Below are 17,389 nucleotides of genomic sequence, written 5' to 3'. Positions count from 1 at the left end.
ATGCCCGCGCGTATTACAGGCCGAGGTTCTTCAGGCGGTTGGCCTGGGTCTGGTACAGAGTCTTCGGATTGGTCTCGAACAGCGACACCAGGCCCAGGACCTGGTTGGTGATGTCCAGGTGGTTCATGAAGTAGTTGTCCTTCAGCACCTTGCCGAAGTGGCTGGAGCAGCGACCGGTGACACCGTCGTTGGTCTCGCTGAAGCCGAAGGCCAGGTAGGTGACGCCGAACAGCGGGTCGGAGATGTCCAGCACGTTGGTCAGCGGTGCAGTACCGCTCATGGAGTACATGCGTACCGTGTTGCCCTTGATGCTGGCGGTCTCCGGGCCCTCGCCACAGGAGGTGCTGGGAATGCCGACCGGGTAGGTCGCGTTATTGGCCGCCGCGCCGGTCTTGTTGAACTCGGCGAGCATGGCGCGTACGTCCGACGGGCTCTTCCTGTTGTTCGACAACAGGTTGACCAGATTACCCACGGCGTTGGCGAACACGTCAAAGGCTACGCCCTGCAGGCTGCTGGGCGGAGCGACGCCGGTCACCAGGTCGGCCAGCGGCGAGCCCTTGTGCGGCGAGTTGAGGGTGGTCACCGAGGCGACCAGGTCGGGGCGGGTGTTCATCACATAGCGGGCGGTGAGGCCGCCCTGGCTGTGGCCGATCAGGTTGAACTTCTTCACCGTGCCACCGGAGGCGGCGCGGATCTGTTCCAGCTGGGCGATCAGCGACTCGCCACGCTTGGCCGAGCTGTCGAAGGCGTTGATCTTCGGCACGTGCACCTTGGCGCCCTGGCTCTGCAGGGCGCTGGGGATCTTGTACCAGTAGTCGATGGTGGCGATGGTGTCGAAGGCGAAGATGCCGGGGACGAGGACGATGGGGTTCTTGGTCTGCGCCTGGGTGTTGGCCAGAGCAGGGAGGGAGGCGCACAGACCGAGGACGGCCAGTGCCGGAACGAGCAGCTTCTTCATGAGGTGTACCTGTGTGTTCGTTTTTTGTTGTTGTAACTCCGCACACAGCAGCGGAGGTGGCGGCCATGAAAGCACCGCGCGGGCGTCATCGTCTTGTAAGAACTGATGATCCTGCCGGCGACTCCGGCGCGGCAGTTGCGGCCGACATGGGCGCCTCTCAGCGGCGATTGAGTCGCTCGCCGAGGAAGTCGATCAGCACCCGTACCTTGGCGGGCAACAGGCGTGTCTCGGTAATGGCGTAGACCGGCAGGGACGGGGCTTGCCAGCCCGGCAGGACGCGCTGCAGGCGGCCGCAGGCCAGGTCCTCGGCGATCATTTCGTCCACCAGCATGGCGATGCCCTGGCCCAGCAGGGCCAGGCGGCGCAGCATGCCGACATTGTTCAGCAGGTAGCGCCCGTGGACCGCTAGGCTCAGCTGCTGCGCGCCGTTCTGCAGCACCCAGGGGGCATCCAGCATGCGCAGGCACTGGTGCTGCAGCAGCGCCTCCGGGCTGCCCGGTGGGCCCTGCCGCTCGAGGTAGGACGGGCTGGCGAACAGGCTGCGCTGCAGCGTGCCGAGCGGCCGGGCGATCAGCTGCGAGTCGGGCAGGGGGCCGATGCGAATCACCAGGTCGACCGGGTCGCGGATCAGGTCCAGGCGCCTGGGCGTGAGGTCGAGGTCGAACTGGATGTGCGGGTAGCGCTCGGCGAACTCGGCCAGCAGCGGTGCCAGGTAGACCACGCCGAAGTCGATGGGCATGGACAGGCGGATCAGACCGCTGGGATTGTCCACCAGCTCGGAGATCTCCTCATGGGCCAGGCGCGCCTCGTCGACGATGCGCCGGCAGCGTTCGTAGTAGAGGCGTCCACCCTCGGTGAGCTCGATGCGCCGGGTGGTGCGGTTGAGCAGGCGCAGGCCGATGCGTCGCTCCAGCTCGGCGATGCGTCGCGAGACCGTGGAGTTGGGCATGCCGATGGCCTCGGCGGCGCCGCGAAAGCTGTTCGCCTTGATCACTTCGACGAACAGCGCCATGTCGTTGAGCAGCTTCATGGACTCTTCCATTGCTCCATCAGTGGAGCAATCAATTCTGATTATCTGACTTTATCCTATACGGCTGCAGGAAGATGATCCGTTCACGTCAGATATTCCTCTGCGAGAATCCGGAGAACCGCCCATGCCGACTCAACTGCTCAGCCCGACCCGCCTGCATGACCTGGAGCTGCGTAATCACATGGTGATGGCGCCGATGACACGCTCGCGGGCCGATGCCGCCGGGGTTCCGCGCGCCTCCACGGCGACCTACTACGCGCAGCGCGCCAGTGCCGGGCTGATCATCAGCGAGGCGATCAACATCTCCGAGGATGCCATCGGCAGCCCGCTGACCCCGGGGCTGTACAGCGAGGCGCAGATCGCCGCCTGGCGGCAGGTCACCGAGGCGGTACATGCGGCGGGCGGCCGGATATTCGCCCAGCTCTGGCACACCGGCCGGGTCGGCCACTCCAGCGTGCGTGGCGGTGTGCTGCCGGTGGCGCCCTCGGCGGTGGCGATCCAGGGCCAGCAGCACTTCACCCTGGAGGGCATGCAGGATTACGAGGTGCCACGCGAACTCGGCCTGGACGAGATCCGCGCGATCATCGGCGATTACCGCCGCGCCGCCGAGAATGCCAAGCGGGCCGGCTTCGATGGCGTCGAGCTGCATGCGGCATTCGGCTACCTGCCCAACCAGTTCCTGGTGGATTCCGCCAACCTGCGCAGCGACGAGTACGGCGGCAGCATCGCCAAGCGCAGCCGCTTCGTGCTGGAGGTGATGCAGGCGCTGATCGACGTCTGGGGCAGCGCCCGGGTGGGCATCAAGCTGTCGCCGGTGATCCCGTTCAACAGCATGATCGACAGCGATCCCCAGGCGCTCTACAGCTACCTGCTGGGCGAGCTGAACGGCCTGCGCCCGGGCTATGTGCACCTGATGCGCGCACTGTTCCCGCTGGATCAGTTGCCCCATTGGCCGCGCGATGTGCTGGCGACCTTCGGCCCCCTGATCGACAGCCCGCTGATCGCCAACGGCGGCTATGACGCCGACAGCGCAGAGGCCGCACTCAAGGCCGGCGAGGCCGCGCTGGTGTCCTTCGGCACGCCCTTCGTCGCCAATCCCGACCTGCCGGCCCGCTATGCGCGCGGTGCCGAACTGGCCCAGGCCGATCGCGCCACCCTCTATGGAGGCGAGGACGCGGGCTACATCGACTACCCGACGCTCTGAGGGAGGGCGCCATGACTCGTCAGGGCCTCGGCAAGAGCCTGTTGGGCTTTGCCATAGTCGCCACGGTGCTGATAGTGGCGATTGCCGATGTGTTCAACGCCACCCACCTGTTCAATCCGGACTGGCCGGGGCACGCGCGGTTCCACATCGGCATGCAGTTCACCACCTTGCTGCTGGTGAGCCTGTTCTCCCTGGCCGCTCTGCTGCGGGGGCAGGTGTGGGCGGCTGCACTGGCGCCCGCCAGCTTCTGGCCGGGCCTGTTCGTCGCCTATGTGATTCCCGGCACCGACGTCTATGCCAGCGAGGCCCTGAGGGAACTGGGCGTGCCGATCAATCTGCTGCTGGCCGCGGTGCTTCTGGTGGTCACGGTGCTGGGTGTGCAGCTGTGGCGCTCGGGCATGCGCTCCTCGGCCTGAGGCGTCATCCGCGGGCCTGAGCGGCGCTGGCCAGAAAGTTCACCAGCTGCCGCGCATGGGGTGACAGCTCTTCCCAGCCTCGGATGCACAGGCGCAGTTCGCGGGTGGCCCAGGCGTCCTCCAGCGGCACGATGCGCACCGGCAGTTCCAGGGCGAAGCGGCTGGCGGCGGCCTCGGGCAGCATGGCGATACCGACGTCCTGGGCCACCAGCTGGGCGATGGCGTCGAAGCTCGGCGCGCGCACCCGGATCTTCAGTGGCATCACGTACTTCATCGCCATGCCCTCGATGAAGCGCTGCATGGCGCGCTCGGCCGGCAGGCAGACGAAGGCATAGCCGAGGGCGTCGCGCAGGGGCGCCATGTGTCGTTCAGCCAGCGCATGCTGGCGCGGCACCAGCAGCACCAGCTTGTCGTCGCGAAAGGGCAGGGAGAGCAGGCCACCGGTGGGCAGGTTGCCGTCGTACACGCCGATCTCGCACTCGCCCGCCTGCACGGCCTCGAGGATCTCGCTGCTCTTCTGCTCCACCAGCTGCAGGTCGATCTCCGGGTAGTCGGCGAGGAAGGGGCCGAGCGCGGCGGGCAGGAAGGTACTGTTGGCCACCGTGGTGGCGGCCAGCTGCAGGGTGATGCGCTCGGCACCGGCCAGCTCGCGCAGGGTGGCGCTGAGCTTTTCTGCCTCGCCCAGCACGCTGCGGCTGCGTTCCAGCACCAGGCGGCCGGCCGGGGTCGGCTGCATGCCATCGGCCCTGCGGATGAACAGGCTCAGCCCGCAGCGTTGCTCGAACAGGCGCAGGCGCGTGCTGGCGGCGGACACCGCCACCGGTACGCTGGCGGCCGCCTTGCTCAGGCTGCCGGTGGCGGCGATGGCACTGAGCAGGCGCAGGTCGGCGAGATCGAAATGCAAGGGCTTTCTCCTTTGCAGAAGGCTGTGTTCATGAAATAGCGATTCTGGCAGCCAGGCATTCTGTTCAGAATAAAGGCGGATCTTGCCTGCCGGAATCCCCATGAACGCCCTCAGCCTGCACTACCGCCTCTGGCTCAACGATGGCCGCCTGTTCGCCGTATTGTCCGCCGCCGGCTTCAGCCTCAAGGCCATCTTCGTCAAGCTCGCCTACGCGGCCGCCCCGGTGGACGCCATCACCCTGCTGGCCATGCGCATGGGGCTGGCCCTGCCGCTGTTCGCCTGGCTGCTCTGGCTGAGCCGTGGCACGGGCAACGCCCCGCTCGGGGGCATGGACGTGCTGCGCATCCTGCTGCTCGGCATGCTCGGCTACTACCTCTCCAGCCTCTTCGATTTCTACGGCCTGGAGTCGATCAGCGCGGGGCTGGAGCGGCTGATCCTGTTTTCCTACCCGACCCTGGTGTTGCTGTTCCAGGCCGTGGCCCTGCGCGAACCGCCGAGCCGGCGCACCCTGCTGGCGATGGGGCTGTGCTACGCCGGCCTGGGCATCGCCTTCGTCCATGACCTGCACCTGGGCGATGCCGGCACGCAGGTGCTGCAGGGCGCGGCCTGGGTGTTCGCCAGCGCCGTTACCTATGCGCTGTACTACTTCGGCACCGGCAGGACGGTGCAGCGCCTGGGTTCCATGCGCCTGGCCGGGCTGGCCGGCGGCGCGTCCGCGCTGATGGTGCTGGCGCACTACGGGCTCAGCCGCGACGTGACGCAACTGGCCAGCCTGCCGGGGCAGGTCTGGCTGTACGCGGCGCTGATGGCGCTGCTGTCCACGGCCCTGCCGATCTACTGGATGGCGCTGGCCGTGCAGCGCATGGGCGCCGCGCACACGGCGGCCATCGGCAACCTGGGGCCGGTGCTGACCATCCTGGCGTCCTGGGCACTGCTCGGCGAGGTGGTGTCGCTTTACCAGATGGCGGGCCTGGCGCTGGTGCTGTTCGGCGTTTCGCGGCTGCGACCGACGAAGTCTCCCTGAGCAGTACGACGCATTTGTTGCAACTTCCTGTGTCGACGGGCTTTTCCCCTCTGCACCGCTGTGATAACCCTGCGCCCACAAAAACAACAAGGGCGACAGACGTCCATGCCAGCCATCGATGCACCGGTGCTGCTGTACCTGTGGGACAAGCGCACCTTCTACCTCAGTGCCTTCAGCGAGCCGCTGCAGTTGTCGCAGGCTGCCGCCATGCTGCTGATCAGCCTGGACGACGAACTGCTGCTGCACAGCCAGGGCACCAGCCTGTACGGTCGCAGCATCCTGTTGCCGCCGGGCCTGGAGCTGATCGTGGACAGCCGTGGTTCGCGCGTGGCGATCTGCTACCTGGACGTGTTCGGCGAAGACTTCGCCCTGCTGGCGCCGCGCATGGCGAGGCAGGAAGCCGGGTTGCTGCATGGCCTGGACGAGGAGGCCTTGTGGATCAGCCGCTTCGATGCGCTGCATCGCAGCAGCGCGGGCCCCGAGGCCATCTGGGACTGGCTGGAGCGCCTGATCAACCCAGAGCGTCTGGTGCCGCCGGGGTTCACCTGCGATCCGCGCATCGTCCGCGCGGTGGAGTTGATCAAGGCCGACGTGTCGTGCAATCAGTCCATCGACTACCTCGCCGAGCGGGTCGGCCTGTCGGTGCCGCGCCTGACCCAGCTGTTCCGCCAGAAGATCGGCATCCCCATCCGTCGCTACCGCCAGTGGCACCGCCTGTTCGTCACCTGCGTCGGCGTGGCGCGCGGCATGAGCCTGACCGATGCCGCGGTGGCCGCCGGCTTCACCGATTCGGCGCATTTCAGCCATACCTTCCGCAGCATCATCGGGATGGCGCCCACCACCGTGCTGGCCCAGCCCGGCGGCATCCGACTGTACGCCGGCTGAACCCTCCAGCGCCTGGCAGCGCTTGTTCAGCTGCTCAGGCTGCGTCTGGCGAGCGTGCTATTGCAGGTGGTCGAGTAGCGCGGCGAAGTCCGGGCGCTCCTGCGTGGCCGCTTGCTGGCAGTCGGCGGCCAGCTGCTGCAGGGGTGCCGGCGGTGCGTCGCAGCGTTGCAGCAGTTCTTCCAGGAGGATGCCGAAGGCGCGGCTCTCCAGGCGCTGCAACGCCGCGCCCTGGGCGCTGCCGGGGGTGAAGAAGGACGCGGCGCCGAAGTCGCTGAGGCGGCAGTCGAGGCCGTCGACCAGCAGGTTGTGGGCATACAGGTCGCCATGCAGGATGCCGCGCCCGTGCAGGTGCGCCAGCGCGGCGGCCACGCCGCGGGCCAGGGCCCATACCTGCTCGGCGCGGAAGCGCTGCTCGGGCGCGTAGCAGTCGCGGGTGCAGCTGGCCAGCGAGGGTGGCCCGGCCAGCACGGCGAAGCGTGGCTCCAGCAGCTCCAGCAACAGGCCGTCCGGCTGGCCGGGCTGTGGCCGCAGCGGGCCGATCACCGGCAGTAGCTGCGGATGGCGACCGGCGGACAGGCAGGCGGCCATCTCGCTGTGCGGCAGGCCGTCGCTGGTCATCTGCCCCTTGAACAGCTTCACCGCCACCTCGCGCTCGCCCCAGCGCGCGCGATGGATCAGGCCGCTGGCGCCCTGGCCGAGCAGCTCGCCCAGTACCAGCTGCTCGCGCGCAATCGGCGCCTGCGGGTGGCTGGCCAGCGCGGCGGCTTCGGCACGGTCGCTGCCCGGGTTGCCGGCGAAGGCCAGCCAGGCCAGGCGCGGCAACTGCAGCAGCCAGTCGGGCAGGGTCTCCAGGCGGTTGGCGGCGATGCGCAGCAGCTCCAGCTGGTGCAGGGCGGCCAGGCTTGGCGGCAGCTGGCTCAGGCGGTTGCCGGCGAGCATCAGCTTCTGTAGGCGCGGGCGTTCGCCCAGGGCGTCCGGCAGTGCTTCGATCTGGTTATCGGTGAGGATCAGCCAGCGCAGCTTCTCTGGCAGCGCGGCGGCTGGCACCTCGCGCAGGCGGTTGGACTTGAAGCCGACCATCTCCAGCTGGGCGCAGTCGCCGAGCACTTCCGGCAGGGTCTCGAAGGGGTTGTCCGAGCAGAACAGCACTTGCAGCCGGTGTAGCCGCGACAGGTCGTGGGGCAGTGCGCGCAGGCGGTTGCCGCTGAGGTTGAGCACCTCCAGGCTGTCGGCCAGGTCGAAGATCTCCTCGGGAAACTCGCTGAGGTCGGCGGCCAGGTCCAGGCGGCGGATGCCGGTCAGCTCGCCGCGGCGCAGTTGTTCCAGGCTATGCATGTCAGTCGTTGTCCAGCAGTTGCAGGTGCAGGCGGCGCGGCAGGTGATCGGCGCCGAGGTCCGGCCCCAGATCCTGCTCGACCACGTGCCAGGGGCCGCGGACCAGCACCTGGTCGATGGCGATGCCGAGCCAGCCCCGGCCCAGCGCCGGCCAGGTGGCCTGCAGATCATTGGCGCGGTACCAGCCCAGCTCGTGCAGCTCGCGGGTGGCCTGCGACCAGGGGCTGGCGTTGAGGTCGCCGGCCAGCAGGCCGGGCAGCCCCCGCGCGGCATTGCGCTGCAGGGCGACCTGCAGGCCGAGGTTGCGCTTGTGGTGCCAGTAGGGCGACAGCGGCGGCATCGGGTGCACCAGGCTCAGGCTGACGGCCTGGGCGCCGCTGCGCAGGGTCGCCTCGATGCGCGGAATGTCGTCGCTGTCGCGCAGCACCTGGCCACCCTCCAGCGGCAGGCGCGACAGCAGGGCCAGGCCGAACGGCGAGTCCTCCGGGGCGAGCACGCGGTGCGGGTAGTCCTGCCAGCCGGCCAGTTGTCGGGCCAGGGCCGGAGTCACCTCCTGCAGCAGTACCAGATCGGCGGGCTGGGCATCGAGCCAGACGCGCAGCGCGGCGGCATCGTCGCTCTGCTGCAGATTGGCGCTGATCAGGCGCAGCTCCAGGCGCGCCTCGCCGGTTTGCGCGGGCAGCATCGGCGCCACGCTGAACCAGGGCAGCGCGAGCAGCGGCGCCAGCAGCAGCCAGCGCGGCCGGCGCGGTGCCAGCAGCACCAGGCAGCCCAGCAGCAGGGCCAGGTGCAGCCATTGCCAGTGGCTGGCCAGGTCCAGCAGCCAGGCCAGGTGTTGCGAGTGGTCCGCCAGCAGCGTCACCAGCCAGGGCGAGAGCAGCCCGAGGGCGGCGGCGAGCGGAAGCAGGCGCAGCATCAGCCGTGCAGCCGGCTGGTGTTGACGATGTCCACGGCGCGCGCGCGCAGCTGGCCGCAGCCGCCCTCGACGTCCTGGCCGGCGCTGTTGCGCACCTTGGTCAGCACGCCGCGGCTGTGCAGGTAGCGCACGATCTGCACGATGCGCTCGCCGTCCGGGCGCTGGTAGTCGTCACCCTCCAGGCTGTTGAAGGGGATCAGGTTGAGCACCGCGTACTTGCCCTTGAACAGGCGCAGGATCTCGTCCAGCTCGTCCTGGCCATCGTTGATGCCCTTGAGCAGGGTCCACTGGTACTGGATCGGGTAGCCGACCTCGCGGGCATAGGCCTCGCCCAGCTCCATCAGCTCGGCCGGGGCGATCTTCGGCGCCTTGGGCAGCAGGTGCTCGCGCAGTTCGGCCTTGGTGGTGTGCAGCGACAGCGCCAGGGCCGGCTTGACCCGCTGCTGCGGCAGGCGCTCGAACACCCGTGGATCACCCACGGTGGAGAACACCAGGTTCTTGTGGCCGATGCCGCCGTCGGTGCCCAGCACGTCGATGGCTTCCAGCACGTTGTCGAGGTTGTGCGCCGGCTCGCCCATGCCCATGAACACCACTTTCTTCACCGGCCGTTGGCGCCGCGCCAGCACCACCTGGGCGACGATCTCGGCGCTGGATACCTGGCGCAGCAGGCCGCTCTTGCCGGTCATGCAGAAGCGGCAGCCGACCGCACAGCCAACCTGGGTGGAGACGCAGACGCCGTCGCGCGGCAGCAGCACGCTCTCGACCATCTGGCCGTCGGCCAGGTCCACCAGCAGGCGCGCCGAGCCATCACCGGCGGGGTGGCTGGAGCGCACCCGGGCCAGGCCTTCGAGCTCCTCTGCGAGCTGCGGCAGGCCATGGCGCACGGAGAGGGGCAGGAAATGCTCGGTGTGCTGGCGGCGGGTGCCGGCATCCAGCGGCTTGCCCTGCAGCCAGGCACGTACAACCCGGCCGCGGTGGGCGGGCAGGGCGCCGAGGTCGGCAAGGCGCTGGTGAATGTCGGAGATACGCATGGGGCGCGCATGCTACCACCGGCCGTCAGCGAGGCGTAGGGCTGGTCGTCAGGCCTCGAAGTGCAGGGCCAGCCAGATGGCGTCCAGCGAGCACTCGGCGACCCGGTGCCGGCAGTGCGCGGGGATCAGCAGGGCATCGCCGGCTACCAGTGGCCGCTCGCCGTCGTCGAATTCGAGCCGCGCGCTGCCACGCAGCAGGGCCACCCACTCGGGCTCGGGCTGGTCGTACCAGAAGCTTTCCGGGCTGGCCTGGCCGTGGGAGACGATCTGCTCCAGCCGCAGGCCGTCCCGGCTCAGCAGTGGCAGGAACTGCTCCTGCGCCGCCGCATCGGGCACGGCCTGTAACAGGTTGAGCGTCTCCGGCGGCATGGCTTACTGCGGCTGCACGCTGATGGCCACGGCAGTGGTGACGCGCAGCACCACCTGGCGGCCGAGGTACTCGCTCTTCATCTCGACGTCCGGGCGGACCTTGATGGTGCGCTCGCTGCCGTCGGGCAGCTGCAGCGTGGCGGTGCGCAGGGTGGTGTCCATGCCCTTGACCAGCGCGGTGATCTCCACGGTTTCGGCGGCCAGCATGCCCGGCTTGTCGCCCAGCGGGGCGGTGGCCAGCATGCCGGCGGCGCCATCCTCGGCCGGCTCGCCCGGCTGGCGCAGGTAGACGATGCGCTCCTGGGCGATCACCGCCTTGACCCGATCGCCGACCTTGAGCTGGTCGAAGTTCTGCATCTGCGCGGGGGCAACCAGGGTGCGCTGGTTGCCCAGGTCGTCGCGCAGGGTGAAGGTGCGCTTGGCCGGGTCGACGGCGCTGACGCTGGCCAGCAGCTCCTCGGTCTCGAGCACGGCACCGCCCGGCACGCCCTCGGCGTAGGCGTCGGTGCGCTGGTAGTCGGTGGCCAGGTCGTCATCTGCATTGCTCTGGCAGCCGAGCAGCAGGGCAGTGGCGAGGGAAAGGCAGAGTGTGCGGCTTGTGCTCATTGGATGGCTCCTTGCTTGATGGCCTGCGACACGGCAAGTGGTTGTTGCCTCTGCAGGAGCAGCCTAGCAGCAGGCCAGCAGGGCGGTGCCGCTGGCGCGGGCGGATACGCTTCTTCCTGGTCGACTCCGCCTCAGCGGGCCGCGAGAAACTGGCCGAAGCCGGTCTGCCGTCCCAGCTCCGGCGCGATCTGCTCGTCATCCACCGCCAGCTTGCCGTTGATCAGCACATGGCTGACGCAGCCGGGGTTGCGGCAGACCATGCGCGGGATGCCGAAGCCCTGCATCTCGTCCCAGTGCTCCTGTTCCAGGTTCTGGCGCAGGCCGGCGGGGTCGAGCACCACCAGGTCGGCGCGGTCGCCGACGCGGATGTAGCCGGCGTCGATGCCCAGCCAGTCGGCCTGCTCGCCGGTCAGGCGATGCACGGCCTGCTCCAGGCTCATCACCGGGCGGCCCTCGTCATGGCTGTCCTGCACCAGCTTGAGGAAGCGCAGCGGCAGGTTGTAGAAGGCCATGTTGCGGATATGCGCGCCGGCATCGGAGAAGGTGATCAGGGTGTTCGGACTGCGCACCATCTCGCGCAGCTTGTCCTGGCGGTGGTTGCCGATCACGGTGAACCAGCGCAGCTGGCGGCCGTACTGCACCACCATGTCGAGGAACAGGTCGACCACGTGCAGGCCGCGCTCGCGTGCCACCTCGGCGAAGTTGCGGCCGACCAGCGAGGCGTCCGGGCAGCCGAGGATCACCGCGTCGCCGAAGTCGCGCTGCCACACCCGTGGAGACAGCTTGTCGGCGTAGAAGCGGCGGAAGGTGCGGCGGTACTGCTCGTCCTGCAGCAGCTGGTTGCGTTCGAGCTGGTCCTTGACGTCGAGGGCCATTTCGCCGGCGCCGAATTCCTCGAACAGCACTATATCCATGCCGTCGGCGTAGATGGCAAAGGGCGTGGGCAGCAGCTGCCAGCGGAAGTCGCCGCCCAGGCGGTTGGTCAGCCAGGCGGAGAAGCGCGCCAGCAGCGCCAGGCTGCGGTTGCCCTTGAGGTCGAGCAGGGAGATCAGGGTGGTCTTCAGCGGCTTGCGCAGCAGGCCGATGGCTTCGCCGATGTACTGGGTGATCTGCAGCGGATTGGCCGCGTTCGGCGCGCCCTGGTGTACGCGTCCGCGCCGGCGCAGCAGGCGGTTGAGGCGGCGCACCTCGCGCCAGCGCGCGTAGGTGCTGGGCAGGCTCTTCGACCATTCGCGGTCGCCGTCGATCTTGTCCCACTTCAGGCACATGGTGGACAGGCCGAGGAAGCCGCAGTCCAGCGCCTCCTCCAGCAGCGCTTCCATGCGCTGCAGCTCGGCTTCGCTCGGCGTCACCTGGCGGTCGGTGGCGCGATGCAGGCCCATCACCGCCACGCGCAGGTCGCTGTGGCCGAGGAAGCTGATCAGGTTGGGGCCCAGCGGATGGCGGTCGACGAACGCCCGCCACTGTGCGGGGCTGCTCCAGCTCTTGTGCTGACGCAGGATCGGCAACACCTTCTCGCGCGGCACCGTTTCCACCCGGGTGAAGATATCCGAGGCGTCCTCGGCCTCGCTGCACACCATGCTCAGCGAGCAACTGCCGACCAGCACCGTGGTCACGCCGTGGCGCACCGACTCGCTGAGGCTGGGCGCGACGATCAGCTCGGCGTCGTAGTGGGTGTGGGTGTCGAGAAAGCCCGGGGTGATCCACTTGCCCTGTGCGTCGATCGCCTGCGCGGCCAGGGTCGGGTCGAGCGGCTCGGCGCTGACCAGAGCGATGCGCCCGTCCTTGATGGCCAGGCTGCGGATGGCGGAGGGCGTGCAACTGCCGTCGAAATAGCGGCCGCCCTGCAGGATCAGGTCGTACTGAGCCATGGATCACCTCGGTGTGTTCTTGTTGTGCTCCGAGAGTAGGCGCCGAATCGACGGTTGACTTGTCATGACACGACAGTCGCGGCATTGTCGACTCGAAACGGCGGGGGCTGAACATGACCATTCGCTACGAAGTGCGCAGCGCAGCGCTCACCGGCCTGCCGGCCGAGGTGGCGAGCCTGGGCGGTGACCTCGATGCGCTGCTCGCCGGCGTCGGCCTCAGCCGCGCCGAACTGGATGACGGTGACTGCCTGATCGGCATCGAGCAGCTGACCCGCCTGCTGCACGAGGCCGCCGTGCGCCTGCACTGCCCGGACCTGGGCCTGCGCGTGGCGCGCCACCAGGGCGTGGAGATGCTCGGCCTGCTCGGGCGCCTGCTGGCGGGTGAGCCCGACCTGCAGGCGGCCTTTCTCGCCGCCCAGCGCTACCTGGCCCTGCACAACAAGGCTGAGCACTGGCGCCTGCTGCCGCTGGACGGGCGCGTGCAGGTAAGGCGCATCGAGCACTTCTTTGCCGTGGAGGGTGCCCAGCAGTACCGCGAGATGGCCATCGGCGCCTGCGCGCGGCTGGTGCATGCCATGGGCGGTGCCGACCTGCGCCCGCTGCGTGTGGAGTTCAGTCACAGCCCGGTGGCAGCGCCGGCGCGCTACCGCCAGCACCTGGGCTGCGAGGTGCGCTTCGACCAGGAGTTCGATGGCCTGGTGTATGACGCGGCGATCCTGCAGCGCCCGGTGTGCGCCCTCGGTGGCGCGGATGCCGGCTACCTGCGCGAGCGGCTGGATGGGCTGCAGGACAGCCTGGAGCTGCAGGTGCGCAGCCTGATCGTGCAGACCCTGGGCATGCGCCAGCACTCGCTGGGGCACATCGCCGCGCTGCTCGGCCTGCATCCGCGCACGCTGCAGCGCCGTCTGGCGGCCGAGGGGTTGAGCTTCAAGCCGCTGGTGCACCGGGTGAAGATGGACCTGGCCGGCTGGCAGGTGCACGCCTCCAGCATGCCGCTGACCCTGCTCGCCGATGTGCTCGGCTATGCCGACCAGGCGGCCTTCAGCAAGGCATTTCGCGAGGCCTATGGCATGTCGCCTTCGGCCTGGCGGCGGCTTCATCGGCCCGCGGCGACCGAGTGACGGGCAACGTGCTATCGTGCGCGCTTTTCGCGGAGGCCCCGATGAAATTCATCCACCAGCGCGAGCACCTGGAAGAAGGCGACACGGTCGTCATCCACTGCTCGCAGCCGTGCAACATCCGCCTGATGAACGATGCCAACTTCCGCAGCTTCAAGAACGGTGGCCGGCACACCTACCATGGCGGCGCCTTCGACCGCTTCCCGGCGCGCATCAAGGTGCCCAGCGACGGTTTCTGGAACATCACCCTGGACACCGTGACCCGCCGTGCCATCAGCCTGACGCGCAAGCCGCAGATGGAGTATTCGATCAAGTTCCTGCGCGGCAAGCGCCAGGGGATCTGAACGCCTCGCCCCGATCACGGCGCCTCGCCGTGCGCGCCAGGTGCATCGGGGTGGCGCCGCCGTGGCCGCAGCGGGTGCAGCAGCAGGCCCAGGCCGTCGTGCTGGTCCGGCTCCGCTGGCGCCTTGACGCCCACCCGCTGCGGCGCGCCATGCCGGCGGTAGGTGCCGAACAGCTGGTCCCACAGGGGTAGGGCGGTGCCGAAGTTGAGTGCCTCCGCCACGTTCACGCTGTGGTGCCAGCGGTGCAGTTCGGCGCTGCCGATCAGGTAGTTGAGCCAGCCCAGGGTGCCGCGGGTGTTGGCATGGGTGGCGAAGGACTGGGTCTGGCTGAACAGCCCGGCCAGGGCGATGGCCTGCGCATCGAAGCCCGTCAGCCAGAGCGGCAGCACATGCACCGTCTTGCGCAGTAGCAGGTCCAGCGGGTGGGTGGTGAAGTTGTTGGTCACGTTCAGTGCCGTGGGCCGGTGATGAACGAAGTGCACCCGCCACAACCAGCCGCCACGGTGCTTGAGGCGGTGCAGCCAGTAGTCGCCGAATTCGCCTAGCAGCGCCGCCAGCGGTACCGCCAGCCACAGCGGCAATGTGGCGGCGGGGCCGGCACCGGCCGCGTTCAGCTGCACCACCAGACCGCGGATCAGCAGGTCGGCCAGCGCGTCGGTGACCAGCAGGGCGAGGGCGAACAGGGCGTCGCGACGACGGTCGGCGGGCTGCGCGCGCCAGTCCTCGCGGTAGGGCCGGCGCCATTCCCAGAGGGCGAACCAGCCGAGGACCAGCAACAGGCCGCCCAGCAGCAGGAGCAGGTTGCCCCAGCCCATGTGCAGCGCCAGGGCGGCCCAGGCGGCGGCCAGCAGGAGGGCGCCAAGGTGGGCCCAGTTGAGGTGGGTGAGTGTGTGCATGCGGCGGTCATCCGTTGTAGGGTGTCGCCAGTTTTCCCCCGCCGGACCTGCCACCGCATTAACCTGGGTTTATGACCACCGATTCCCTGCACGATTGCCTGGCCTGTGCGCCGCAGCTGCTTGGCCAGCTCGAGCGTCAACCGCTGCTGGCCGAACGCTGGCAGACGCTGCCGCGCCGCGACTATGCGGCGGGGCAGCCACTGCTCAGGGCCGGCCAGGCGGTGGAGCAGGTCTGGTTCATCGTGCGCGGCCTGGTGCGCGTGGCGCACCTCTCGGCCCAGGGCGTCGAGCGCAACGCCGCCTTCCATGGCGAGGGCAGCTGGGTCGGCTGGGGCACACCGCCCTTCGCCACGACCAGCCCGGTGGACATCCTCGCCCTGGAGCCGACCCAGGTCCTGGAGCTGAGCTACGCCAATCTGCGCCAGTGGCAGACCGAGCTGCCGCTGGTGCAGGAGCTGCTCAGCGACGGCATTCGCGCGGTACTGGCGCGTAGCAGCCAGCGCGAGGCGGAGCTGCTGATGCTGGATGCCGAGGCGCGCTACCGGGCCTTCCTCGAGCAACGCGGCGACCTGGCGGCGCGCATCCCGCTGCACCATGTCGCCAGCTACCTGGGCATCACCAACGTGGCGTTGTCGCGCATTCGCGCGCGCATGGGCCTGGTGCGTCGCTGAGGCTCAGCGCCGCGCCACCGACATGGCGATCAGCCGCGACACCACCAGCGCCAGGTACATGACCCCGGCGAACTCCTCGATCATCACCAGCGAGCGGGCCACCGGCGTGAGCGGGATGATGTCGCCCAGGCCGACGCCGGAGAGGGTGGTGAAGCTGAGAAACAGCAGTTCCATCCAGGTTCGCGTGGCTTCCGGGTTGAGCGCGGCGCCGAAGCTGCCCGGCACCAGCAGCTGGCAGAAGGCGAACAGGTGGGCGAAGGCCCAGGCCAGCACGGTGAAGGTGGCGCCGGCGGCGTACAGCTCATCGGTGCTGGCATGCTGGTCGGCGCTCATGTAGGCGATCAGGCTGGCCGTTGCGTAGAAGTAGAACAGTGCCTCCAGCAGGGCGATCAGCGCCTCCAGCGCCGGATGGCTGAGCAGCATGTCGAGCAGGTTCAGTCCCACCACCAGCAGGGCCAGCAGCCCGGCCACCCAGGTCTGCGCCGGGCTGCGCTTGACCACCTGCAGGGCCATGCCCAGGACCAGCAGGCCGAAGGCGCCGAACAGCGCGCGGCCGATCTGGGTGCCCTCCATCCAGGGGTAGAGCAGCACGCCGAGCAGCTGCACGAACAGCAGGCCGGCAGAAGGGTGGCGGCGGACATAGGCGATGGGGGACATGGGTTGCCTGCGGTTCTGTCGAGGTTGGCTGAAGCAGTGTAGGAGTGGGCCTCAATCGAGCAACCGGGCGACCTGCGCAATGGCCTGGGCCTCGCGCTGTGCCCAGTCACCGCCGATCGCCACCCAGGGCCGTGCGTGGCGCTGCAGCCAGGCGCGGCAGTCGCGGTGGAAGCGCAGGCGCTCGGCCAGCTCGGGCTGGCAACGCTGGCCGTCGGCCTGCCATTCGACGCCCTCCGGCGACAGCAGCAGGTGCAGGTCGTAATGGCGCTGCAACAGCGTCGGCTCCAGCGAGGCGGGGCAGTCGCCGAACAGGGTACGACTCCACAGGATGTTGCTGAGCAGGTGGGTGTCGAGGATCAGCAGGTGCGGCTCCCGGGCGCGGGCAGCGTCTTCCCATTCGAGCTGGCCGCGGGCGATGGCCGGGATATCGGCCAGGCAGGTCTCGCGTTGTTCCCGGTCGATAAAATGGCGTACATATTCGCCCACCACCAACCCGCCGAAGCGTTGCTGCAGGCGCTCGGCGAGGAAGGTCTTGCCGCTCGACTCGGGGCCGGTCAGCACCACCAGCTTCATGCCGCTTGCAACCGTGCGGCGCGCCATTCGCGCAGGCCGAGCAGGGCCAGGGCGGTGAACACACCGTACAGCCCGGCCGTCAGCCAGTACTCCTGGAAGGCGAAGAAGCCGACGTAGAGCAGGTCGATCAGGACCCACAAGGGCCAGCACTGCCAGCGCTTGAGCGCCATCCACAGCTGGGCCAGCAGGCTGAAGGCGGTGAGCAGGGCGTCCGGCCAGGGATAGACGGCCTCGGTCAGGCGCGCCATGGCCAGACCCAGTGCCAGGCCGAGCAGCAGGGCGGCGCCAAGGCCGCTCAATACCTCATTGCGGCTGGCCGTGCTGACCGGTCGCCGCCCGCTGTCATCCACGCCCTGGCGCCATTGCCACCAGCCGTACAGCTGCATGGCGGCGAACACGCCGTGCAGCAACACCGCCGAATACAGGCGCGCATCGAAGAAGAACCAGGCGTAGAGCAACACCATCAGCAGGCCGATGGGCCAGCACAGCGGGTTCTGCCGCACGGTCAGCCAGACCGAGGTGATGCCGAGGGCGGAGGCGATGATTTCGAGAGGGGACATTTCTGAGATGGTTTGATTAGC

General features: G+C 68.8%; 20 protein-coding genes. 7 read left to right on the top strand and 13 right to left on the bottom strand.

The window, feature by feature from the left end:
- Positions 1 to 13 precede the first annotated feature (13 nt).
- Both AAG092_RS02530 and AAG092_RS02525 read right to left on the bottom strand, forming a co-directional pair.
- Positions 14 to 958 (bottom strand): lipase family alpha/beta hydrolase, encoded by a 945-nt coding sequence (locus tag AAG092_RS02530; protein ID WP_373388423.1) that lies wholly within the window; start codon positions 956 to 958, stop codon positions 14 to 16.
- Between the two features lie 157 nt (positions 959 to 1,115).
- On the bottom strand, positions 1,116 to 1,988 hold the full coding sequence (locus tag AAG092_RS02525) for a LysR family transcriptional regulator (RefSeq protein WP_110683299.1): 873 nt from the start codon (positions 1,986 to 1,988) through the stop codon (positions 1,116 to 1,118).
- A 124-nt stretch (positions 1,989 to 2,112) separates the two neighbouring features.
- Between AAG092_RS02525 and AAG092_RS02520 the strand changes: the two genes are divergently transcribed.
- Both AAG092_RS02520 and AAG092_RS02515 read left to right on the top strand, forming a co-directional pair.
- Complete coding sequence (locus AAG092_RS02520) at positions 2,113 to 3,192, top strand: alkene reductase (RefSeq protein ID WP_373388422.1); 1,080 nt, start codon at positions 2,113 to 2,115, stop codon at positions 3,190 to 3,192.
- 11 nt (positions 3,193 to 3,203) lie between these two features.
- Complete coding sequence (locus tag AAG092_RS02515) at positions 3,204 to 3,608, top strand: hypothetical protein (protein WP_373388421.1); 405 nt, start codon at positions 3,204 to 3,206, stop codon at positions 3,606 to 3,608.
- Positions 3,609 to 3,612: 4 nt separating this feature from the next.
- Here AAG092_RS02515 and AAG092_RS02510 read toward each other — a convergent pair whose 3' ends face one another.
- Positions 3,613 to 4,512 (bottom strand): LysR substrate-binding domain-containing protein, encoded by a 900-nt coding sequence (locus AAG092_RS02510; RefSeq protein WP_373388420.1) that lies wholly within the window; start codon positions 4,510 to 4,512, stop codon positions 3,613 to 3,615.
- Between the two features lie 100 nt (positions 4,513 to 4,612).
- Between AAG092_RS02510 and AAG092_RS02505 the strand changes: the two genes are divergently transcribed.
- Both AAG092_RS02505 and AAG092_RS02500 read left to right on the top strand, forming a co-directional pair.
- Positions 4,613 to 5,536 carry a DMT family transporter gene (locus tag AAG092_RS02505; protein WP_373388419.1) on the top strand — a complete coding sequence of 308 codons (924 nt, stop codon included), beginning with the start codon at positions 4,613 to 4,615 and terminating at the stop codon, positions 5,534 to 5,536.
- A 105-nt stretch (positions 5,537 to 5,641) separates the two neighbouring features.
- Positions 5,642 to 6,421, top strand: coding sequence for a helix-turn-helix domain-containing protein (locus tag AAG092_RS02500; RefSeq protein ID WP_373388418.1), 780 nt, complete (start codon positions 5,642 to 5,644; stop codon positions 6,419 to 6,421).
- A gap of 57 nt (positions 6,422 to 6,478) precedes the next feature.
- Here AAG092_RS02500 and AAG092_RS02495 read toward each other — a convergent pair whose 3' ends face one another.
- The 6 genes from AAG092_RS02495 to AAG092_RS02470 all read right to left on the bottom strand — a co-directional run bounded on the left by AAG092_RS02495 (position 6,479) and on the right by AAG092_RS02470 (position 12,549).
- Complete coding sequence (locus AAG092_RS02495; RefSeq protein ID WP_373388417.1) at positions 6,479 to 7,756, bottom strand: leucine-rich repeat-containing protein kinase family protein; 1,278 nt, start codon at positions 7,754 to 7,756, stop codon at positions 6,479 to 6,481.
- 1 nt (position 7,757) lies between these two features.
- A complete protein-coding gene (locus AAG092_RS02490; protein WP_373388416.1) occupies positions 7,758 to 8,672 on the bottom strand; it encodes an endonuclease/exonuclease/phosphatase family protein in 915 nt (304 codons plus the stop codon).
- Positions 8,672 to 9,703, bottom strand: a complete 1,032-nt coding sequence (locus tag AAG092_RS02485; RefSeq protein ID WP_373388415.1) for an RNA methyltransferase — start codon at positions 9,701 to 9,703, stop codon at positions 8,672 to 8,674. The genes AAG092_RS02490 and AAG092_RS02485 overlap by 1 nt, the downstream gene beginning before the upstream one ends.
- Positions 9,704 to 9,751: 48 nt before the next feature.
- Complete coding sequence (locus AAG092_RS02480) at positions 9,752 to 10,072, bottom strand: cupin domain-containing protein (protein WP_373388414.1); 321 nt, start codon at positions 10,070 to 10,072, stop codon at positions 9,752 to 9,754.
- Positions 10,073 to 10,075: 3 nt separating this feature from the next.
- A complete protein-coding gene (locus tag AAG092_RS02475) occupies positions 10,076 to 10,678 on the bottom strand; it encodes a hypothetical protein (RefSeq protein WP_373388413.1) in 603 nt (200 codons plus the stop codon).
- Positions 10,679 to 10,809: 131 nt separating this feature from the next.
- A complete protein-coding gene (locus AAG092_RS02470; protein ID WP_373388412.1) occupies positions 10,810 to 12,549 on the bottom strand; it encodes an amidohydrolase family protein in 1,740 nt (579 codons plus the stop codon).
- A 113-nt stretch (positions 12,550 to 12,662) separates the two neighbouring features.
- Here AAG092_RS02470 and AAG092_RS02465 point away from each other — a divergent pair, with 113 nt between their 5' ends.
- Together AAG092_RS02465 and AAG092_RS02460 are read left to right on the top strand one after the other, a co-directional pair.
- A complete protein-coding gene (locus tag AAG092_RS02465; protein ID WP_373388411.1) occupies positions 12,663 to 13,670 on the top strand; it encodes an AraC family transcriptional regulator in 1,008 nt (335 codons plus the stop codon).
- 41 nt (positions 13,671 to 13,711) lie between these two features.
- Positions 13,712 to 14,011 (top strand): DUF1883 domain-containing protein, encoded by a 300-nt coding sequence (locus AAG092_RS02460; protein WP_373388410.1) that lies wholly within the window; start codon positions 13,712 to 13,714, stop codon positions 14,009 to 14,011.
- Between the two features lie 14 nt (positions 14,012 to 14,025).
- Here the strand turns inward: AAG092_RS02460 and AAG092_RS02455 are convergent, their stop codons facing one another.
- Positions 14,026 to 14,907, bottom strand: coding sequence for a sterol desaturase family protein (locus AAG092_RS02455; RefSeq protein WP_373388409.1), 882 nt, complete (start codon positions 14,905 to 14,907; stop codon positions 14,026 to 14,028).
- A gap of 71 nt (positions 14,908 to 14,978) precedes the next feature.
- On the opposite strand from AAG092_RS02455, the gene AAG092_RS02450 reads away from it, so the two are divergent.
- The gene (locus tag AAG092_RS02450; RefSeq protein WP_110683282.1) at positions 14,979 to 15,578 is read left to right on the top strand and encodes a Crp/Fnr family transcriptional regulator; all 600 of its coding nucleotides are present in this window, start codon (positions 14,979 to 14,981) and stop codon (positions 15,576 to 15,578) included.
- 3 nt (positions 15,579 to 15,581) lie between these two features.
- Here AAG092_RS02450 and AAG092_RS02445 read toward each other — a convergent pair whose 3' ends face one another.
- From AAG092_RS02445 to pnuC, 3 genes are read right to left on the bottom strand one after another with little or no spacing between them, the layout of a single operon-like run.
- On the bottom strand, positions 15,582 to 16,235 hold the full coding sequence (locus AAG092_RS02445; protein ID WP_373388408.1) for a potassium channel family protein: 654 nt from the start codon (positions 16,233 to 16,235) through the stop codon (positions 15,582 to 15,584).
- 51 nt (positions 16,236 to 16,286) lie between these two features.
- Entirely contained in the window at positions 16,287 to 16,808 is a 522-nt protein-coding gene (locus AAG092_RS02440) for an AAA family ATPase (protein ID WP_373388407.1), read from the bottom strand.
- Complete coding sequence (pnuC, locus tag AAG092_RS02435; RefSeq protein ID WP_373388406.1) at positions 16,805 to 17,368, bottom strand: nicotinamide riboside transporter PnuC; 564 nt, start codon at positions 17,366 to 17,368, stop codon at positions 16,805 to 16,807. The genes AAG092_RS02440 and pnuC overlap by 4 nt, the downstream gene beginning before the upstream one ends.
- Positions 17,369 to 17,389: the final 21 nt, after the last annotated feature.

It is taken from the genome of Pseudomonas alcaligenes (assembly GCF_041729615.1).
Taxonomy (GTDB): domain Bacteria; phylum Pseudomonadota; class Gammaproteobacteria; order Pseudomonadales; family Pseudomonadaceae; genus Aquipseudomonas; species Aquipseudomonas alcaligenes_B.
This window is presented reverse-complemented; position numbering and strand designations above follow the sequence as displayed.